Here is a 19,284-nt window from a genome sequence, read left to right on the forward strand (position 1 = left end):
TTCGATCCCGTTAACTCCCAAAGGTCCCGTAGTGTAGCGGTTATCACGTCGCCCTGTCACGGCGAAGATCGCGGGTTCGATTCCCGTCGGGACCGTTTAAGGTAACGCAAGTTATTTTAGACTCGTTAGCTCAGTTGGTAGAGCAATTGACTTTTAATCAATGGGTCACTGGTTCGAGCCCAGTACGGGTCATATATGCGGGTTTGGCGGAATTGGCAGACGCACCAGATTTAGGATCTGGCGCTTAACGGCGTGGGGGTTCAAGTCCCTTAACCCGCATTAAGATATAATAAATGAGCCGGCTTAGCTCAGTTGGTAGAGCATCTGATTTGTAATCAGAGGGTCGCGTGTTCAAGTCATGTAGCCGGCATTTTTAGATAGAAGAAAACAGTGCGAACGTAGTTCAGTGGTAGAACACCACCTTGCCAAGGTGGGGGTCGCGGGTTCGAATCCCGTCGTTCGCTTAGAGAGGCCGGGGTGGCGGAACTGGCAGACGCACAGGACTTAAAATCCTGCGATTGGTAACGATCGTACCGGTTCGATTCCGGTCCTCGGCATAATATGGAGCACCCTTAGCTCAACTGGATAGAGTACCTGACTACGAATCAGGCGGTTAGAGGTTCGACTCCTCTAGGGTGCATTTTTCTTTTTAACTCGGGAAGTAGCTCAGCTTGGTAGAGTACTTGGTTTGGGACCAAGGTGTCGCAGGTTCGAATCCTGTCTTCCCGATACATGGCGGTGTAGCTCAGCTGGCTAGAGCGTCCGGTTCATACCCGGGAGGTCGGGGGTTCGATCCCCTTCGCCGCTATAATGATCTTGTCGGACCTTTAGCTCAGCTGGTTAGAGCTCTCGGCTCATAACCGAGTGGTCGTAGGTTCAAGTCCTACAAGGTCCATTTGAATATTGGAGGATTACCCAAGTCCGGCTGAAGGGAACGGTCTTGAAAACCGTCAGGCGTGTAAAAGCGTGCGTGGGTTCGAATCCCACATCCTCCTTTTTATTAACGCGGGATGGAGCAGCTCGGTAGCTCGTCGGGCTCATAACCCGAAGGTCGTAGGTTCAAATCCTGCTCCCGCAATAAGGCTCGGTAGCTCAGTTGGTAGAGCAATGGATTGAAGCTCCATGTGTCGGCGGTTCGATTCCGTCTCGCGCCATTTTTACTTATAGTATGTATGCGGGTGTAGTTTAGTGGTAAAACTACAGCCTTCCAAGCTGTTGTCGCGAGTTCGATTCTCGTCACCCGCTTTGAACTTTGTTCAAATTACCAAGTTTTTTAACTTGGGCGCGTAGCTCAGGTGGTTAGAGCGCACGCCTGATAAGCGTGAGGTCGGTGGTTCGAGTCCACTCGTGCCCATTAATTGGAGAATTACTCAAGAGGCTGAAGAGGACGGTTTGCTAAATCGTTAGGTCGGGTAACTGGCGCAAGGGTTCGAATCCCTTATTCTCCGTTTTAATGAGAGTTTGTAACTCTCTTTTTTACTTTTAGAGACAATAAAACTTCAGATCTGTAAAACTTAATTGAATTACTAATCTGAAGTTATTTTTATATCGTTTATATTATAATTGTGTTATTTTACTTCCAACTATTGAGAGAAATTTCTCCGCTATTGAGCCAGATTTTTTTTCCGTTATCACATTGAACTAAAAGTTTACCACTTTCAGAGATGTCTTTAGCAAGTCCCTTGTAGTCTTTTTGATCTAGTGTGAAAGTAACTTCTTTTCCTAGAACGAATGACTGTTTTTTATATAGGTATAATAACTCCTCTGCTGGTGTTTCGAAGAAAGCACGCCAGATTTCTATGATCAATTCATTCCTTGTTATAGGAGCTGTAGTTTTAAATAAGCTAGTAGCTTTTTCTTTTAATTCCTGAGGGAAGTCTTTAATAGTGAAATTGATACCTACTCCAATAATGATATCTGTGACTAGGCTTGTTTCTACAGACGTTATTGCCTCAGTAAGGATTCCTCCAATTTTATGATTTTTGAGGTAGATATCATTGACCCATTTTATGTCGACATCTATTAAAGTTAGGTTCTTAATGGCTTTGTAGATAGCTCCTGCTACAAGTAGTGTGTAGGATGGTAATTTGTCGTAGGGGAGATTTGGTTTAAGATGTAGTGTCATATAAATGCCACCTTGAGGAGAGTAGAAGGAACGTTGAAAACGGCCTCGGCCTGCTGTTTGATAGGAAGCTAGATAGAGGGTATTTGCTTCATGGCCTAAATCAATTGCTTCTTTTGCATCTAGTTGTGTTGATTTTGTTTCGGGTTTAAAGCTGACTTTAATTGGAAGATTTTCTTCTAGAATCTCTGGAAGAATAAGGTCACCATTCATCAGTTGATATCCTTTGTTTTTGATACTATCAATTTCAATGCCTTCTTGTTCTAGCCGCTTGATGGCTTTCCAAATTGATGTTCGACTGAGGGATAGTTCTTCTGCGATTTTTTCTCCGCTGATATAATCGGTTTCTTTAGTTAGAATTTGGTAGACGGCTTGGTAGGATTTCATAGTGTTTCCTTTCTCACTAGTTGGTATTGAGAGTATTCTTTTCTTGTATGACTTGGAGTCTGATTAAAGTATTGTTTATAAGCTTTCGAAAAATGGAGTGGATCTGAAAAACCTACCGAGTATGCAATTACCTTGATGGATTCTTGGGTATTTTCGAGAAGTTGTTTAGCTCGGTGCATTCGAACGTAGAGTAGGTATTCTTTGGGGGATAAGGTGTTAAATTCTTTGAATACGCTTGATAAGTAACTTCTGTGAACGGATAGTTCTTTTGCTAAATCTTGAATTGTAAGTGATTGAGGATAGTGGCTATCAATTAATCGTTTGCATTCAAGATAGAGTTGGTAGGTTGATGAAATATTCTTTTTTTTCTGATTGGGAGCAATAGTTCCCAGATGAAACATCAGTTCATGGAGTTGTCCCATGATATGGAGTTGAGCTAATTCATTGGATTTTGTAATCTGAGCGAAGCGGACAATGTCTGAGATGAGTTTTGCAGTAGTCTGGGTATGACAAGTTTCAGATTGGATGAGATAGGATTGGTCAGAAATTTGAGAAAGAGCAAAATAGTCAGGAGCTTTTCCTCCAGTGATTCCTAACCAGTAGTAGGCCCAAGGATTTTCACTATCAGCTTGATAAAAGGTTAGTTCATCTGGTTTTAATAGAAAGAAATCTCCTTCTTTTAAATCAACAATTTTACCCTTGTAATGGAATGTTCCTTGTCCTTTACTAATGTAATGTAGAACGTATGTATCACGAATGGCTGGACCAAAAGAGTAATTAGGTGTGCATTCCTCATATCCATAAAAGCTTAGGGAAAGGTCGATTGTTCCAGTCTGGTATTCTGAAAAAACTAGCATGTGCCACCTCCTACCTAACATTTTACCATATTCTTGAGACATTTTTCTATTTTGGAAAGCGATTTCAGATGATAAAATAGAATCAATAAAGTGATGAGGTGAAGTAAATGGGAGTTAGGATAGAGAATAATCTATTTTATGTTGAGAGTAAAAATCTAAGTTTGATTATTGAAAATCGTGATGGGTACTTACTATTGAAACATTTAGGAAAGACTATTAAGAACTATAAAGGTTCCAATAGTGTTTATGAACGAGACCATGCCTTTTCAGGAAATCCAACGACTACTAATCGAACCTTTAGTTTAGATACTCATAGACAGATTTTTGGACAACATGGCTTAGGAGATTTTAGGAAACCAACTATACAGATTCAGCATAGTGTAACTGAAGTAACAGACTTTCGATTTGTAGAAGCAAAGATTTTAAAAGGTCAGAATGGTCCAAAGAGCTTACCTTCTCCACATAGCATGGACGATACAGAGACTCTTGTCTTAATGTTAGAGGATTCTAAGGCTCAACTGAGTCTGACTTTGTATTATACAGCTTTTGAAAATGATGCAACAATTGCTAGCTACAGTAAATTAGAGAATAATAGTAACCAGGAAGTTGTCATTCATAAAGATTTTTCTTTTATGGCTGATTTTCCTGCTGCAGCTTACGAAATCGTAACTCTTCAGGGAGCTTATGCTCGTGAAAAGACTGTCAGACGTCAACAGGTAGAACAAGGAATCTTTTCGATTAGTTCGAACCGTGGAGCTTCTGGGCATGCTCAAACACCAGCTCTTTTCTTATGTGATCAAGGAGTTACAGAGGATGCAGGGAATGTGTTTGCTATTCAACTAATGTATAGTGGAAACTTTAAAGCTTTTGTTCAAAAGAATCAATTGAATGAAGTTCGGCTGGCTATTGGGATTAATCCGGAAAACTTTTCTTGGAAGTTAGACCCTGAGGAATACTTTGAAACACCGGTAGCTTTAATGACCTATTCAGATAAGGGATTAACTGGTATTAGTCATGAAAGTCAGAATTTTGTACTGAAGCATATTATGCCAAGTAAATTTTCTAAAAAAGAACGCCCAATTCTAATCAATAACTGGGAAGCTACTTACTTTGACTTTCAGAGAGAAAAACTGTTAGAGTTAGCAGATGAAGCTAAGAAAGTTGGCATTGAACTTTTTGTATTAGATGATGGTTGGTTTGGTAATCGCTTTGATGATAATCGGGCTTTAGGTGATTGGGTTGTTAATGAGGAAAAACTGGGTGGAAGCCTAGAAAGTCTGATTTCAGCTATCCATGAAAGAGGTTTGCAGTTTGGGCTTTGGTTAGAACCTGAAATGATTTCTGTAGATAGCGATTTGTATCGTAAACATCCTGACTGGGCTATTCAGGTTCCAGGATATGACCATACCTATTCTCGAAATCAATTAGTACTTAATCTTGCCAATCCTCAGGTAGTAGAATACTTGAAAAATGTCTTAGATCAACTCCTATCTTATCATGAGATTGATTACATTAAATGGGATATGAATCGTAATATTACTAACCTAGGAAATGGCTTTACTTATCTAGAAACACAGATGCAATCTCATCAGTACATGTTGGGGCTTTACGAACTCGTTTCTTATCTGACAGAAAAGCACAGCCATATTCTCTTTGAGTCCTGCTCTGGTGGTGGTGGACGAAATGATCTTGGTATGATGCGCTATTTCCCACAAGTCTGGGCTAGTGATAATACTGATGCCATTGCACGTTTACCAATTCAATACGGTTCATCCTATCTCTATCCAACCATTTCTATGGGGGCTCATGTTTCAGCAGTACCGAATCATCAGATGGGACGAACGACACCATTAGAAACACGTGGTCATGTAGCAATGATGGGAAATCTGGGATATGAGCTTGATTTGACAAGTTTATCAGATGAAGAGAAAGCTGAGATTGCTAATCAGGTGAACTTGTATAAAGAATTACGACCAGTAGTTCAGTTAGGACAACAGTATAGGTTAATTAATCCCGAGTCTGCATCCAATGAAGCAGCTGTACAATTTAATTACAAAAATCAAACGATTGTAACCTACGTTCGCGTTTTGTCAGTTGTAGAGGCCATGGAAACAACTTTAAAATTAAAAGATTTGGATGAAGAGGGACTGTATGAATTACAGGAAAATGGAGTAGTTTACTCAGGTGCAGAACTCATGTATGCGGGCTTAACTGTTATCTTATCCCAGGGAGATTTTTTGAGTAAACAGTATATTTTCAGAAGACTATAATAAAAGTGTATAAATTTATAAAGGAGGCTTTCCAATGAAATGGTATAAGAAAATCGGACTTCTTGCAATTACAGGTTTAGCTTTGTTTGGGCTCGGCGCTTGCTCCAACTATGGTAAATCTGCGGATGGCACAGTGACCATCGAGTATTTCAACCAGAAAAAAGAAATGACCAAAACCTTGGAAGAAATCGCTCGTGATTTTGAGAAGGAAAACCCTAAGATCAAGGTCAAAGTCGTCAATGTACCAAATGCTGGTGAAGTATTGAAGACACGTGTTCTCGCAGGAGATGTGCCTGATGTGGTCAATATTTACCCACAGTCCATCGAACTGCAAGAATGGGCAAAAGCAGGTGTCTTTGAAGATTTGAGCAACAAAGACTACCTGAAACGCGTGAAAAATGGCTACGCTGAAAAATATGCTGTAAACGAAAAAGTTTACAACGTTCCTTTTACAGCTAATGCTTATGGAATTTACTACAACAAAGATAAATTCGAAGAGCTGGGCTTGAAGGTTCCTGAAACCTGGGATGAATTTGAACAGTTAGTCAAAGACATCGTTACTAAAGGACAAACACCATTTGGAATTGCAGGTGCAGATGCTTGGACACTCAATGGTTACAATCAATTAGCCTTTGCGACAGCCACAGGTGGAGGAAAAGAAGCCAATCAATACCTTCGTTATTCTCAACCAAATGCCATTAAATTGTCGGATTCGATTATGAAAGATGACATCAAGGTCATGGACATCCTTCGCATCAATGGCTCTAAGCAAAAGAACTGGGAAGGTGCTGGCTATACCGATGTTATCGGAGCCTTCGCACGTGGGGATGTCCTCATGACACCAAATGGGTCTTGGGCGATCACAGCGATTAATGAACAAAAACCGAACTTTAAGATTGGGACCTTCATGATTCCAGGAAAAGAAAAAGGACAAAGCTTAACCGTTGGTGCGGGAGACTTGGCATGGTCTATCTCAGCCACCACCAAACATCCAAAAGAAGCCAATGCCTTTGTGGAATATATGACCCGTCCAGAAGTCATGCAAAAATACTACGATGTGGACGGATCTCCAACAGCGATTGAAGGGGTCAAACAAGCAGGAGAAGATTCACCGCTTGCTGGTATGACCGAATATGCCTTTACGGATCGTCACTTGGTCTGGTTGCAACAATACTGGACCAGTGAATCAGACTTCCATACCTTGACTATGAACTATGTCTTGACCGGTGATAAACAAGGCATGGTCAATGATTTGAATGCCTTCTTTAACCCGATGAAAGCGGATGTGGATTAGGAGTAGAGACTATGAAAAAAGTATTACAAAAATATTGGGCATGGGCTTTTGTGGTCATCCCTCTCTTGTTACAAGCAATTTTCTTCTATGTGCCGATGTTTCAAGGAGCCTTTTACAGTTTTACCAACTGGACAGGATTGACTTATAACTACAAATTTGTCGGCTTAAACAACTTTAAGCTCCTCTTCATGGATCCAAAATTCATGAATGCGATTGGCTTTACCGCAATCATTACGATTGCCATGGTGGTTGGTGAGATTGCACTCGGGATCTTCATTGCGCGTGTCTTGAACTCTAAAATTAAAGGCCAAACCTTCTTCCGTGCTTGGTTCTTCTTCCCAGCTGTTTTGTCTGGTTTGACAGTGGCTTTGATCTTCAAGCAAGTCTTCAACTATGGTCTTCCAGCGATTGGGCATGCCCTTCATATTGAATTTCTCCAAACCAGTCTTTTAGGGACTAAGTGGGGAGCGATCTTTGCGGCTGTCTTTGTCCTTCTTTGGCAAGGGGTGGCTATGCCCATCATCATCTTTCTAGCTGGTTTGCAATCTATTCCAACTGAGATTACAGAGGCAGCAAGGATTGATGGCGCGACTAGCAAGCAAGTTTTCTGGAACATTGAATTGCCTTACTTGCTACCAAGTGTCTCTATGGTCTTTATCCTATCCCTAAAAGGTGGGCTGACTGCTTTTGACCAAGTCTTTGCCATGACCGGTGGTGGTCCAAACAATGCCACAACCTCACTTGGGCTTTTGGTTTATAACTATGCCTTTAAAAACAACCAATTCGGTTATGCCAATGCCATTGCCGTAATCTTGTTCTTCTTAATTGTAGTGATTTCGATCATCCAATTGAGAGTATCTAAGAAATTTGAAATTTAAGAGGAGAAGCATGATGAAACAAGATGAAAGAAAAGACCTGATTGGCAAATACATTCTATTGATTCTAGGATCGGTTCTGATTTTAGTGCCGCTCCTTGCTACCCTCTTTAGTTCCTTCAAACCCACTAAGGATATTGTAGATAATTTCTTTGGCTTTCCAACCAACTTCACATGGGACAACTTTAGCCGTCTCTTAGCTGATGGGATCGGAGGCTATTATTGGAACTCTGTCGTCATCACTGTCTTGTCTTTACTTGCAGTAATGATCTTTATTCCTATGGCAGCCTACTCCATCGCTCGCAATATGAGTAAAAGAAAAGCCTTTACCATCATGTATACCCTCTTAATCCTCGGAATCTTCGTACCTTTCCAAGTCATCATGATTCCGATTACGGTTATGATGAGTAAACTCGGTTTGGCTAATACCTTTGGTTTGATCTTGCTCTACTTGACCTATGCGATTCCACAGACCCTCTTTCTCTATGTTGGCTATATCAAAATCTCGATCCCAGAAAGTCTGGATGAAGCAGCAGAGATCGATGGGGCTAATAAATTTACAACCTATTTCCGCATCATCTTCCCAATGATGAAACCGATGCATGCGACAACCATGATCATCAATGCCCTTTGGTTCTGGAATGACTTCATGTTGCCACTCCTTGTCTTGAACCGGGATTCCAAAATGTGGACTCTGCCTTTGTTCCAATACAACTACGCAGGCCAATATTTCAACGACTACGGACCAAGCTTTGCCTCATACGTTGTCGGCATTATCAGTATCACCATTGTCTATCTCTTCTTCCAACGCCATATCATCGCAGGAATGAGCAACGGAGCAGTGAAGTAAGAAGAACTCATGGAATCTATAGTCTCTGACACAGAGGAAGGGTTCAGCTTGTTGATAATTCTATGTAGAAGACAAGAAAGTAGTACTTAGTTTATCACAGTCTATATTAGTACGAGTTTGATGATAAATAGAGATTTAAAATGAATTTGATTTACGAAGCCAAGTCAATGAGACTTGGCTTCAATTAGAAAAAGGAGAGTAATGATGCCAATTCAGAATAAAACCATGTTGATTACCTATTCAGATAGTTTGGGAAATAATCTTAAAGACTTATATGAGAATTTGGAAGAGCATTTTGGTGATGCTATTGGGGGAGTTCACCTTCTACCATTTTTCCCATCAACAGGTGATCGTGGATTTGCGCCAGTTGACTATGACGAAGTGGATTCAGCTTTTGGTGATTGGGAGGATGTTAAGCGTTTAGGTGAGAAATATTATCTTATGTTTGACTTTATGATTAATCATATTTCTCGTCAATCCAAGTATTATAAGGATTATCAAGAAAAACATGAAGCAAGTGAATTTAAAGATCTCTTTCTAAACTGGGATAAGTTTTGGCCGGAAAATCGTCCGACACAGTCTGATGTAGATTTAATTTACAAGCGTAAGGATCGTGCACCAAAGCAAGAGATCGTTTTCGCAGATGGTTCAGTAGAACATTTGTGGAATACCTTTGGTGAGGAGCAGATTGATCTTGATGTGACCAAAGAAGTAACGATGGAATTTATCCGTAAGACCATTCAGCACTTGGCAAGTAATGGCTGTGATTTGATTCGTCTAGATGCCTTTGCTTATGCAGTGAAGAAATTGGATACTAATGATTTCTTTGTGGAACCAGATATTTGGGATTTATTGGACAAAGTTCGAGACATCGCTGCTGAGTATGGGACAGAGCTCTTACCTGAGATTCATGAACATTATTCGATTCAGTTTAAAATAGCGGATCACGATTACTATGTTTATGATTTTGCTCTTCCAATGGTAACCCTTTATACTCTTTACAGTTCCAGAACAGAGCGCTTGGCTAAGTGGTTAAAGATGAGCCCGATGAAGCAATTTACGACGCTAGATACCCATGATGGGATTGGAGTAGTAGATGTCAAGGATATCCTGACTGATGAGGAAATTGACTATGCTTCAAATGAACTCTATAAGGTTGGAGCGAATGTCAAACGTAAGTACTCTAGTGCCGAGTATAACAATTTAGATATCTACCAAATCAATTCAACCTACTATTCTGCGCTTGGAGACGATGATGTCAAGTATTTTCTCGCTCGTCTAATTCAAGCTTTTGCCCCAGGTATTCCTCAGATTTACTATGTTGGTCTATTAGCAGGCAAGAATGACTTGAAATTGTTAGAAGAAACTAAAGAAGGTCGAAATATTAATCGTCATTACTATAGCAATGAGGAAATAGCAGAAGAAGTCCAACGTCCTGTAGTGAAGGCCCTTCTCAATCTATTTTCTTTCCGTAATCGTTCAGAGGCATTTGATTTAGAAGGAACTATTGACGTTGAAACACCAACAGCCCACAGCATTGTAGTCAAACGTCAAAATAAAGATAAGTCCGTAACAGCAGTAGCAGAAATTGATTTGCAAAGTCAGACTTATCGGATAATTGAGAATGGAGTTGAAGTAAGATTTTGAAGCCTTGATATGGTTGATAAAATAGGTTTTTATTTTAGTAAACGTTTCCCTTGTTTTCAAATTGCTAAAAAAGTGGTACAATATAGGATAGCTTACTATTATCTGAATCAGCTGATTTGGAGAGAAAGGATTCATTTTGAAATCAATAGGCTTTATTGAAAAGCTGATAGGGTTGTCTAGTAAAGAGCTGATTTTATTGGGAATTATCCTAAGTATCTTTTTACCCTTTTATCTTTTTGTAGTTGTATTCTGTTTATATATTATCAGTTTGATTTTTACAGGAGACATGAAAAGTATTCTTCAGAAAATGGGGGAGCATCCGATGCTGCTTCTTTTTCTTGGCTATAGTACTGTAATATCCATTTTTGCACAAAATTGGATGGGAGTTGTAGCTTCAGTAGGAATTTTTCTATTTACTATTTTCTTTTTGCACTATCAGTCGATTTTATCACATAAATTCTTTCGATTGATTTTGCAGCTCGTCTTGTTTGGTAGCGTCTTGTCAGCTGTTTTTGCGAGTTTAGAGCATTTCCAAATTGTGAGGAAATTCAACTATGCTTTTCTTTCACCAAATATGCAGGTATGGCATCAGAATCGTGCAGAAGTAACCTTCTTTAATCCTAATTATTATGGAATTATTTGTTGTTTCTGTATCATGATTGCCTTCTATCTGTTTACAACGACCAAGTTGAATTGGTTGAAAGTATTCTGTGTGTTTGCAGGCTTTGTGAATCTCTTTGGATTGAACTTTACTCAAAATCGAACTGCCTTTCCTGCTATTATCGCTGGAGCAATTATTTATCTCTTTACGACCATTAAAAACTGGAAGGCCTTTTGGCTTAGTATTGGGGTCTTTGCGATTGGCTTGAGCTTCCTCTTTTCTAGTGATTTGGGAGTTCGAATGGGTACTTTAGACTCTTCTATGGAAGAACGCATTTCTATCTGGGATGCTGGGATGGCCTTGTTTAAGCAAAATCCTTTTTGGGGTGAAGGACCATTGACCTATATGCACTCTTATCCTCGGATACATGCTCCTTATCATGAACATGCCCACAGTCTTTATATTGATACGATTCTGAGTTACGGAATTGTGGGGACCATTTTATTAGTTTTGTCTTCTGTTGCTCCTGTTCGCTTGATGATGGATATGAGTCAGGAGTCGGGGAAACGTCCGATTATCGGTCTTTATCTATCTTTCCTTACAGTGGTTGCTGTACACGGAATCTTTGACTTGGCCCTCTTCTGGATTCAGTCAGGTTTCATTTTCTTGTTAGTTATGTGCAGTATTCCATTGGAGCATCGAACTTTGGTATCGGACATGACGGATTAAGTTTTATAAGATTGAAATCTTCTACCTTTGGTGGGAGATTTTTTATATACACTGGGCATGTCGTGTATCTGAGGTGTAAGTCCTCTGTAGGGATCCACTACCGGTGAATACAATAGCTCTCCCCAAGCCTGACTATCGTGAGGTAGTGGATTAAAATGGTCTGGGGATAGATCGTTTTAAGTCTGACGCAGGAAATAAGAATTGTCAGAGGAAGGGATAGCGAAATCGTGGCACTACGAACAGGAACGTGATAGAAAGGCGTATATAGTGGATAAGGTAGCGAGAAATTTTAAAGTATAAAAGATAGTCTTAATCTATATGTGTAAATCACGAAAGTAATTAAATTTGGAATAAGGTTGGTGTGAAAAAGATATAGTAAACGGAATCTTGAATACTAGAATGATACTTCTACAATATTGTTATAATTTAATTTGAATTCCAAAATCACATTGTTCAGTCTGTATTTCATTTTACTATAGGTCTTCCTAAGCTCCAAAGTTTCTGCGTCAAATTTCCTATTTTAGCTGTAGCCTTTGATACTTCGAACGATAATTTGAATCATATATTCAGAAAAAATGAAAAATTTGTGTTAATAAGCCTAAATATTCTGAAAATTCGTTTATTTTTCTTGAAACATCTTAAAATCTATGGTATAATTGGTAATAACCTATACTTTATTACGAGGAGTGAAGAAATGAAAAAAAGTCAAGTGCTTGCTGTAGCAGGAGCTACCTTATTAGCGTCAGGAGTTCTAGCTGCGTGTTCAAACACTAGTTCAAATAATGCGAAACTAGCAAAAGATTACCAATATGTTTATCAAACAGATCCAGAAACTTTGGATTATATTGTCAGCAATATTGATTCAACATCTTTCATCACAACAAATGCTGTAGATGGTTTGTTGGCTAACGATAAATATGGTAATCTGGTTCCTTCTATTGCTGAATCATGGACAGTTTCAAAAGATGGTTTGACTTATACCTATAAAATCCGTAAGGATGCTAAATGGGTAACTGCAGAGGGAGAAGAGTATGCTCCTGTCACTGCTAAAGATTTCGTCACTGGTTTGAAACATGCCGTAGATGGAAAATCAAAAGGACTTTCAATCGTTAGCTCTTCTATTAAAGGATTAGAAGCATACATCAAGGGTGAAACAAGCGATTTTTCAACTGTTGGAGTAAAAGCACTTGATGACCAAACACTAGAATATACTTTGAACCAGCCAGAAACTTTCTGGAACGATAAGACAACTAGTGGTGTTTTGATGCCAGTTAATGAAGAATTCTTAGCTTCAAAAGGGGAAGGTTTTGGTGCCCCAACAGATGCAAACTCTATTCTTTATAACGGTCCATTTGTCTTGAAAGCTGTAACCCCTAAATCATCTATCGAGATGGCTAAAAATGATGCATACTGGGATAAAGAAAATGTAAAAATTGAGAACGTTAAGTTCACTTTCTGGGACGGTAAGGATCAAGATGTAATTGCCAAAGGTTTTTCTGATGGTCAATATAGCAAAGCCCGTATCTTCCCTACAAGTTCTACATATGAAAAATATGCAGCTGACTTCAAAGATAACATTTACTTTAACGAACCAGGTGCTGGTGTTGCAACTGTCAGCTTGAACTATGGCCGTACAACTTATAACCACACTGCTAAGACAAGTGATGCCCAAAAGACATCTACTCAAAAAGCTTTGCTAAATAAGGAGTTCCGTCAAGCCTTGAACTTTGCGGTCGATCGCAGTTCTTATTCAGCTCAAACAAATGGTACTGATGGAGCGGCAGTAGCCATCCGTAATACATTTGCACCATATAATCTTCAAGTTGGTAAGAAAACATTTGGTGAATTGGTACAAGATAGCTTGGCTAAGACAAATTCTTCCACTTGGTCAAACGTATCTCTAGCAGATTCTCAAAATGGACTTTACAATGAAGAAAAAGCGAAAGAAGCATTTGCTAAAGCTAAATCAAGCCTACAAGCTGAAGGTGTTGAATTCCCAATCCACTTGGATGCCTTGGTTATCCAAGAATCAACAGCGGTTGTAAACCGTGTTCAATCATTGAAACAATCAATTGAAAAAGTATTGGGTTCAGATAATGTTGTTGTAGACTTACAACAAATGACTCAAGCAGAAGCTTTACCAATTTCATTTAGTGCTCCAACAGCTAAAGAGCAAGATTGGGATATCCACACCTTGCTAGGATGGAACCCTGACTATCAAGATCCTTCTACTTTCTTGGATCAGTTTGTCATCAAGGGAGGAAACACTCGCCTTTACCTTGGTATTGACCAAAACACTGATGCATCAGTAGTAAGCAAACTTGCTTTAGCTGACTATGGAAAATTACTTGATGACGCAAATAGCGAGAACCAAGACGTTCAAAAACGTTATGAAAAATACGCGGTAGCACAAGCTTGGTTGACTGACAATGCTTTGACAATTCCAGTAATGGCTTCTCCTAAAGAAACAGCCGTTTCATATGTTTCAAAAGTTCTACCATTTAGCTCATCATATTCTGAATCTGGTCTTAAAGGTGAAAATTCAGGATACTTGAAGTACACTGAAGTTGGTGAAAAAGCAATCACCAAAGAAGAGTATGAAAAAGCTCGTGAAAAATGGTTGAAAGAAAAAGCTGAATCAAATGAGAAAGCTCAAAAAGAATTGGCAAGTCATGTGAAGTAAATAATTTCTAATAGAACTTTCTCTCCATGAGGAGAAGGTTCTTTTGGGATTTTTAAAGGAAATAATATGAAAAAATATATTTTTATGCGTGTTTTGCGGTCATTGGTTTCGATTTTCTTAGTAACGACTTTGACCTACACGATTATCTATACCTTGGTTCCTCGAAAATTGATTTTCAAGCAGGACCCTAACTATAATAAAATTGCGACAACGGCTGATAAACGTGATAACTATGAAAATACTGTGTTTGAGCGTATGGGCTACATTGAGTATTACGATACTAAGGAGTTGCAAGAAAAGGCAAGTAGCATGGATTCTTCTGTAACAGTAGAGGCAAATGCGACCAATAAAGCTATTTATGAAAAGTACATCAATCAATTAGGTCATGGTTGGACTTTGGGAGAATTTACTGAAAGTGGTCAATTTTATGCTACTCGTGAAATTCCAATTTTTGAACGTGTTTTTCACTTCTATGCTAACTTGATTGACATTGACCATACAAATAAAATTCAAGACCCTGAAAATCCAGACTTGAAACGCTACCTTCGTTTCGAAAATGATCCAGCTATCGGATGGTCATTGGTCGGTTCGGGTACTAAACATAAATATCTCTTGTACTTCAACAGTCAGTTCCCATTTGTGCATCAAAATTTTGTGAATATCAATTTAGGTGACTCTTATCCAACCTATGCTAATACACCAGTTCTTCAGGTTATTACTCAAGGTCAAGGACAAACCAAAACTGCCCAAGTTCAGTTCCCAACAGGTAAGAAAACGTCTTCTGTAAATATTTACTCAAGAACCTACAAGTCACCTAGCCAGGCTGATTCTCGTGAAGTAGCTAGCTATGGGAAAGATGATCCTTATACAGCGACTGAAAGTAATTACCAATATCCATCTATGATTGTCAGCTCTGCTATTGCTGGTTTGATTGGTTTGGTGATTTCTTATGCGATTGCCGTGCCACTTGGTTCAGCCATGGCTCGTTTCAAGAACACTTGGATCGATAGCTTCTCAACAGGGGCTTTGACCTTCTTGATGGCACTTCCAACAATCGCCCTTGTTTATATTGTTCGATTGATTGGTTCCTCAATTGGTTTACCAGATTCATTCCCTATCTTAGGGGCTGGAGATTGGCGTTCTTATGTTTTACCAGCAGTCATCCTTGGTTTGTTGGGTGCTCCTGGTACAGCCATTTGGATTCGTCGTTACATGATTGACTTGCAATCTCAAGACTTTGTTCGTTTCGCTCGTGCAAAAGGTTTGTCTGAAAAAGAAATTTCAAACAAACACATCTTTAAAAATGCCATGGTTCCGCTGGTTTCAGGAATTCCTGGTGCTGTTATCGGGGTTATCGGTGGTGCAACCCTTACTGAAACAGTCTTCGCCTTCCCAGGTATGGGTAAAATGTTGATTGACTCTGTAAAAGCATCTAATAACTCTATGGTCGTAGGTCTTGTCTTCATCTTTACATGTATTTCTATCTTCTCACTTCTTTTGGGAGATATTTGGATGACGATTATTGACCCACGTATTAAATTGACTGAGAAAGGAGGCAAATAATGTCTACAATCGATAAAGAAAAATTTCAGTTTGTAAAACGTGACGATTTTGCCTCTGAAACTATTGATGCGCCAGCATATTCTTACTGGAAGTCAGTGTTTAGACAATTTATGAAGAAAAAATCAACTGTAGTTATGTTGGGAATCTTGGTAGCTATCATTTTGATGAGTTTCATCTACCCAATGTTTTCTAAGTTTGATTTCAATGATGTCAGCAAGGTAAACGACTTTAGTGCTCGTTATATCAAGCCAAATGCTGAGCATTGGTTCGGTACAGACAGTAACGGTAAATCGCTCTTTGACGGTGTCTGGTTCGGAGCTCGTAACTCTATCCTCATTTCTGTGATTGCGACAGTGATTAACTTGGTTATCGGTGTTTTTGTCGGTGGTATTTGGGGAATTTCAAAATCAGTTGACCGCGTGATGATGGAAGTTTATAATGTCATCTCAAACATCCCATCTCTTTTGATTGTCATTGTCTTGACTTACTCAATCGGAGCTGGATTCTGGAATCTGATTTTTGCCATGAGTGTGACAACATGGATTGGAATTGCCTTCATGATCCGTGTGCAAATCTTGCGTTATCGTGATTTGGAATACAACTTGGCGTCACGTACTTTGGGAACACCAACCTTGAAGATTGTTGCTAAAAACATCATGCCTCAATTGGTATCTGTTATTGTGACAACGATGACACAAATGCTTCCAAGCTTTATCTCATACGAAGCCTTCTTGTCTTTCTTCGGTCTTGGATTACCAATTACAGTGCCAAGTTTGGGTCGTTTGATTTCAGATTATTCACAAAACGTAACAACCAATGCTTACTTGTTCTGGATTCCATTGACAACCCTTGTTTTGGTATCCTTGTCCCTTTTCGTAGTTGGTCAAAACTTAGCGGATGCTAGTGATCCACGTACACATAGATAGGAGTAGAAATGACAAAAGAAAAAAATGTAATTTTGACTGCTCGCGATATTGTCGTGGAATTTGACGTTCGTGACAAAGTATTGACAGCCATTCGCGGCGTTTCCCTTGAACTGGTTGAAGGAGAAGTATTAGCCTTGGTAGGTGAGTCAGGATCAGGAAAATCTGTTTTGACAAAAACTTTCACAGGTATGCTTGAAGAAAATGGTCGCATTGCCCAAGGTAGCATTGACTACCGTGGTCAGGATTTGACAGCCTTGTCTTCTCACAAGGATTGGGAACAAATTCGTGGTGCTAAGATTGCGACTATCTTCCAAGATCCAATGACTAGTTTGGACCCAATTAAAACAATTGGTAGTCAGATTACAGAAGTTATTGTAAAACACCAAGGAAAAACAGCTAAAGAAGCAAAAGAATTGGCCATTGACTACATGAATAAGGTTGGGATTCCAGATGCAGATAGACGTTTTGATGAATACCCATTCCAATATTCTGGAGGGATGCGTCAACGTATCGTAATTGCTATTGCCCTTGCCTGCCGACCTGATGTTTTGATCTGTGATGAGCCAACAACAGCCTTGGATGTGACTATCCAAGCACAGATTATTGATTTGCTGAAATCTTTACAAAACGAATACCATTTCACAACAATCTTTATCACCCACGACCTTGGTGTGGTAGCAAGTATTGCAGATAAGGTAGCAGTTATGTATGCAGGAGAAATCGTTGAGTATGGAACTGTTGAGGAAGTCTTCTATGACCCTCGCCATCCATATACATGGAGTCTCTTGTCTAGCTTGCCTCAGCTTGCTGATGATAAAGGAGATCTTTACTCAATTCCAGGAACACCTCCGTCACTTTATACTGACCTGAAAGGGGATGCCTTTGCCTTGCGTTCAGACTATGCAATGCAGATTGACTTCGAACAAAAAGCTCCTCAATTCTCAGTATCAGAGACACATTGGGCTAAAACTTGGCTTCTTCATGAGGATGCTCCAAAAGTAGAAAAACCAGCTGTGATTGCAAATCTCCACGATAAGATCCGTGAAAAAATGGGATTTACCCATCTGGAAGACTAGGAGGAAGGAAATGTCTGAAAAATTAGTAGAAATCAAAGATTTAGAAATTTCCTTCGGTGAAGGAAGTAAGAAGTTTGTCGCGGTTAAAAATGCTAACTTCTTTATCAACAAGGGAGAAACTTTCTCGCTTGTAGGTGAGTCCGGTAGTGGGAAAACAACTATTGGTCGTGCGATAATCGGTCTAAATGATACAAGCAATGGAGATATCATTTTTGAAGGTCAAAAGATTAATGGTAAGAAATCGCGTGAACAAGCTGCAGAATTGATTCGTCGTATCCAGATGATTTTCCAAGACCCTGCGGCAAGTTTGAATGAACGTGCGACTGTTGATTATATTATTTCTGAAGGTCTTTACAATCATCATCTGTTCAAAGATGAAGAAGAACGTAAAGAGAAAGTTAAAAATATTATCCGTGAAGTGGGGCTGCTTGCTGAGCACTTGACTCGTTACCCTCATGAGTTTTCAGGTGGTCAACGTCAACGTATCGGTATTGCCCGTGCCTTGGTCATGCAACCAGACTTTGTTATTGCGGATGAGCCCATTTCAGCCTTGGACGTTTCTGTTCGTGCCCAAGTCTTGAACTTGCTCAAAAAATTCCAAAAAGAACTTGGTTTGACCTATCTCTTTATCGCTCATGACTTGTCGGTTGTTCGTTTTATTTCAGATCGTATCGCGGTTATTTACAAGGGTGTTATTGTAGAGGTTGCAGAAACAGAAGAATTGTTTAACAATCCAATTCACCCATATACTCAGGCTTTGCTTTCAGCGGTACCAATCCCAGATCCAATCTTGGAACGTAAGAAGGTCTTGAAGGTTTACGATCCAAGTCAACACGACTATGATACTGACAAACCTTCTATGGTTGAAATCCGTCCAGGTCACTATGTTTGGGCTAACCAAGCCGAATTGGCGCGTTACCAACAAGGGTTAAACTAATAATGGTTTTATAATTTCCATGTCAACTTTTATGGAAATTATAAACCTTTTTTTGTTGGGCTGATTTGAAAATACTTTGCAAATATCCTGAAAGAATTTTCGAAAAATTTTAAAAAATTCTGAAATATTCTTGACAGCTAATGAAAAAGGTGGTAAGATAGGAAACATCAAAAAAGAAAGCAGAAAAAGAAATGAATAAGAAACAAGCTGTAACGATGAATCAAAACTTTTACTTTAGCTACTTTAGATAGTGTTTGTAGACATGTCACCATGGATGCAAACAGTTCAAGCAATTTGTTTGTATCTATGTGGCTAAGATTTTTGATTGTGGTCCATATAGATGAATATCTAAATGGACTAGCAAAGTTATAACTTGTTAGATTTTTTCAAGCATCCGTTTAGGTATTATCTAGGCGGTTTTTTGTTTTATACTCTTCGAAAATCAAATTCAAACCACGTCAACGTCG

Annotated in this window: 13 protein-coding genes and 16 tRNA genes; 27 read left to right on the forward strand and 2 right to left on the reverse strand. The window is 39.3% G+C overall.

The genetic code is table 11. From position 1 onward, the window contains the following. Positions 1-22 precede the first annotated feature (22 nt). From HT721_RS05795 to HT721_RS05870, 16 genes are all read left to right on the forward strand, one after another. Positions 23-95 (forward strand) — tRNA-Asp (locus tag HT721_RS05795). Positions 96-119: 24 nt separating this feature from the next. Further along, positions 120-192, forward strand: a tRNA-Lys gene (locus tag HT721_RS05800). Positions 193-197: 5 nt separating this feature from the next. Further along, positions 198-279, forward strand: a tRNA-Leu gene (locus tag HT721_RS05805). A gap of 18 nt (positions 280-297) precedes the next feature. Continuing rightward, positions 298-370, forward strand: a tRNA-Thr gene (locus HT721_RS05810). A gap of 22 nt (positions 371-392) precedes the next feature. Then, positions 393-464: transfer RNA gene (locus HT721_RS05815), tRNA-Gly, on the forward strand. Positions 465-471: 7 nt separating this feature from the next. Then, positions 472-557, forward strand: a tRNA-Leu gene (locus HT721_RS05820). A gap of 9 nt (positions 558-566) precedes the next feature. Next, positions 567-640: transfer RNA gene (locus tag HT721_RS05825), tRNA-Arg, on the forward strand. Between the two features lie 15 nt (positions 641-655). Then, positions 656-729 (forward strand) — tRNA-Pro (locus tag HT721_RS05830). 5 nt (positions 730-734) lie between these two features. Further along, positions 735-808, forward strand: a tRNA-Met gene (locus HT721_RS05835). 13 nt (positions 809-821) lie between these two features. Next, positions 822-895: transfer RNA gene (locus tag HT721_RS05840), tRNA-Ile, on the forward strand. A 10-nt stretch (positions 896-905) separates the two neighbouring features. Continuing rightward, positions 906-995, forward strand: a tRNA-Ser gene (locus HT721_RS05845). A gap of 9 nt (positions 996-1,004) precedes the next feature. Further along, positions 1,005-1,078, forward strand: a tRNA-Met gene (locus HT721_RS05850). Between the two features lie 3 nt (positions 1,079-1,081). Further along, positions 1,082-1,154: transfer RNA gene (locus HT721_RS05855), tRNA-Phe, on the forward strand. Positions 1,155-1,174: 20 nt separating this feature from the next. Then, positions 1,175-1,245 (forward strand) — tRNA-Gly (locus HT721_RS05860). 35 nt (positions 1,246-1,280) lie between these two features. Then, positions 1,281-1,354 (forward strand) — tRNA-Ile (locus tag HT721_RS05865). A 6-nt stretch (positions 1,355-1,360) separates the two neighbouring features. Next, positions 1,361-1,448 (forward strand) — tRNA-Ser (locus HT721_RS05870). Positions 1,449-1,573: 125 nt separating this feature from the next. Here HT721_RS05870 and birA read toward each other — a convergent pair. Further along, positions 1,574-2,509 (reverse strand): bifunctional biotin--[acetyl-CoA-carboxylase] ligase/biotin operon repressor BirA, encoded by a 936-nt coding sequence (birA, locus tag HT721_RS05875; RefSeq protein WP_173213174.1) that lies wholly within the window; start codon positions 2,507-2,509, stop codon positions 1,574-1,576. Next, on the reverse strand, positions 2,506-3,366 hold the full coding sequence (locus HT721_RS05880) for an AraC family ligand binding domain-containing protein (protein WP_173213172.1): 861 nt from the start codon (positions 3,364-3,366) through the stop codon (positions 2,506-2,508). The genes birA and HT721_RS05880 overlap by 4 nt, the downstream gene beginning before the upstream one ends. 107 nt (positions 3,367-3,473) lie before the next feature. On the opposite strand from HT721_RS05880, the gene HT721_RS05885 reads away from it, so the two are divergent. From HT721_RS05885 to HT721_RS05935, 11 genes are all read left to right on the forward strand, one after another. Then, positions 3,474-5,636: an alpha-galactosidase gene (locus tag HT721_RS05885; protein ID WP_173213170.1), complete on the forward strand. Its 2,163-nt coding sequence runs from the start codon at positions 3,474-3,476 to the stop codon at positions 5,634-5,636. Positions 5,637-5,670: 34 nt separating this feature from the next. Further along, positions 5,671-6,930 carry an extracellular solute-binding protein gene (locus HT721_RS05890; protein ID WP_173213169.1) on the forward strand — a complete coding sequence of 420 codons (1,260 nt, stop codon included), beginning with the start codon at positions 5,671-5,673 and terminating at the stop codon, positions 6,928-6,930. Positions 6,931-6,941: 11 nt separating this feature from the next. Beyond that, the gene (locus HT721_RS05895) at positions 6,942-7,808 is read left to right on the forward strand and encodes a sugar ABC transporter permease (RefSeq protein ID WP_162498863.1); all 867 of its coding nucleotides are present in this window, start codon (positions 6,942-6,944) and stop codon (positions 7,806-7,808) included. Between the two features lie 13 nt (positions 7,809-7,821). Further along, positions 7,822-8,655, forward strand: a complete 834-nt coding sequence (locus HT721_RS05900) for a carbohydrate ABC transporter permease (protein ID WP_075213618.1) — start codon at positions 7,822-7,824, stop codon at positions 8,653-8,655. A 204-nt stretch (positions 8,656-8,859) separates the two neighbouring features. Then, positions 8,860-10,302 carry a sucrose phosphorylase gene (gene gtfA / locus HT721_RS05905; RefSeq protein ID WP_173229290.1) on the forward strand — a complete coding sequence of 481 codons (1,443 nt, stop codon included), beginning with the start codon at positions 8,860-8,862 and terminating at the stop codon, positions 10,300-10,302. Between the two features lie 136 nt (positions 10,303-10,438). Continuing rightward, positions 10,439-11,632, forward strand: coding sequence for an O-antigen ligase (locus HT721_RS05910; protein ID WP_173229291.1), 1,194 nt, complete (start codon positions 10,439-10,441; stop codon positions 11,630-11,632). A 694-nt stretch (positions 11,633-12,326) separates the two neighbouring features. Beyond that, a complete protein-coding gene (locus HT721_RS05915) occupies positions 12,327-14,315 on the forward strand; it encodes a peptide ABC transporter substrate-binding protein (RefSeq protein ID WP_173229293.1) in 1,989 nt (662 codons plus the stop codon). Between the two features lie 66 nt (positions 14,316-14,381). Beyond that, positions 14,382-15,878 carry an ABC transporter permease gene (locus HT721_RS05920; protein ID WP_000759899.1) on the forward strand — a complete coding sequence of 499 codons (1,497 nt, stop codon included), beginning with the start codon at positions 14,382-14,384 and terminating at the stop codon, positions 15,876-15,878. Beyond that, positions 15,878-16,804, forward strand: coding sequence for an oligopeptide ABC transporter permease OppC (oppC, locus tag HT721_RS05925; protein WP_000103703.1), 927 nt, complete (start codon positions 15,878-15,880; stop codon positions 16,802-16,804). The genes HT721_RS05920 and oppC overlap by 1 nt, the downstream gene beginning before the upstream one ends. 8 nt (positions 16,805-16,812) lie before the next feature. Beyond that, positions 16,813-17,880, forward strand: a complete 1,068-nt coding sequence (locus HT721_RS05930) for an ABC transporter ATP-binding protein (protein WP_173229297.1) — start codon at positions 16,813-16,815, stop codon at positions 17,878-17,880. 10 nt (positions 17,881-17,890) lie between these two features. Continuing rightward, the gene (locus HT721_RS05935) at positions 17,891-18,817 is read left to right on the forward strand and encodes an ATP-binding cassette domain-containing protein (protein ID WP_173229299.1); all 927 of its coding nucleotides are present in this window, start codon (positions 17,891-17,893) and stop codon (positions 18,815-18,817) included. The last annotated feature ends 467 nt before the right edge of the window (positions 18,818-19,284 follow it).

Origin of the sequence: Streptococcus sp. 4094 (assembly GCF_013277125.1) — a bacterium.
Classification (GTDB): Bacteria; Bacillota; Bacilli; order Lactobacillales; family Streptococcaceae; genus Streptococcus.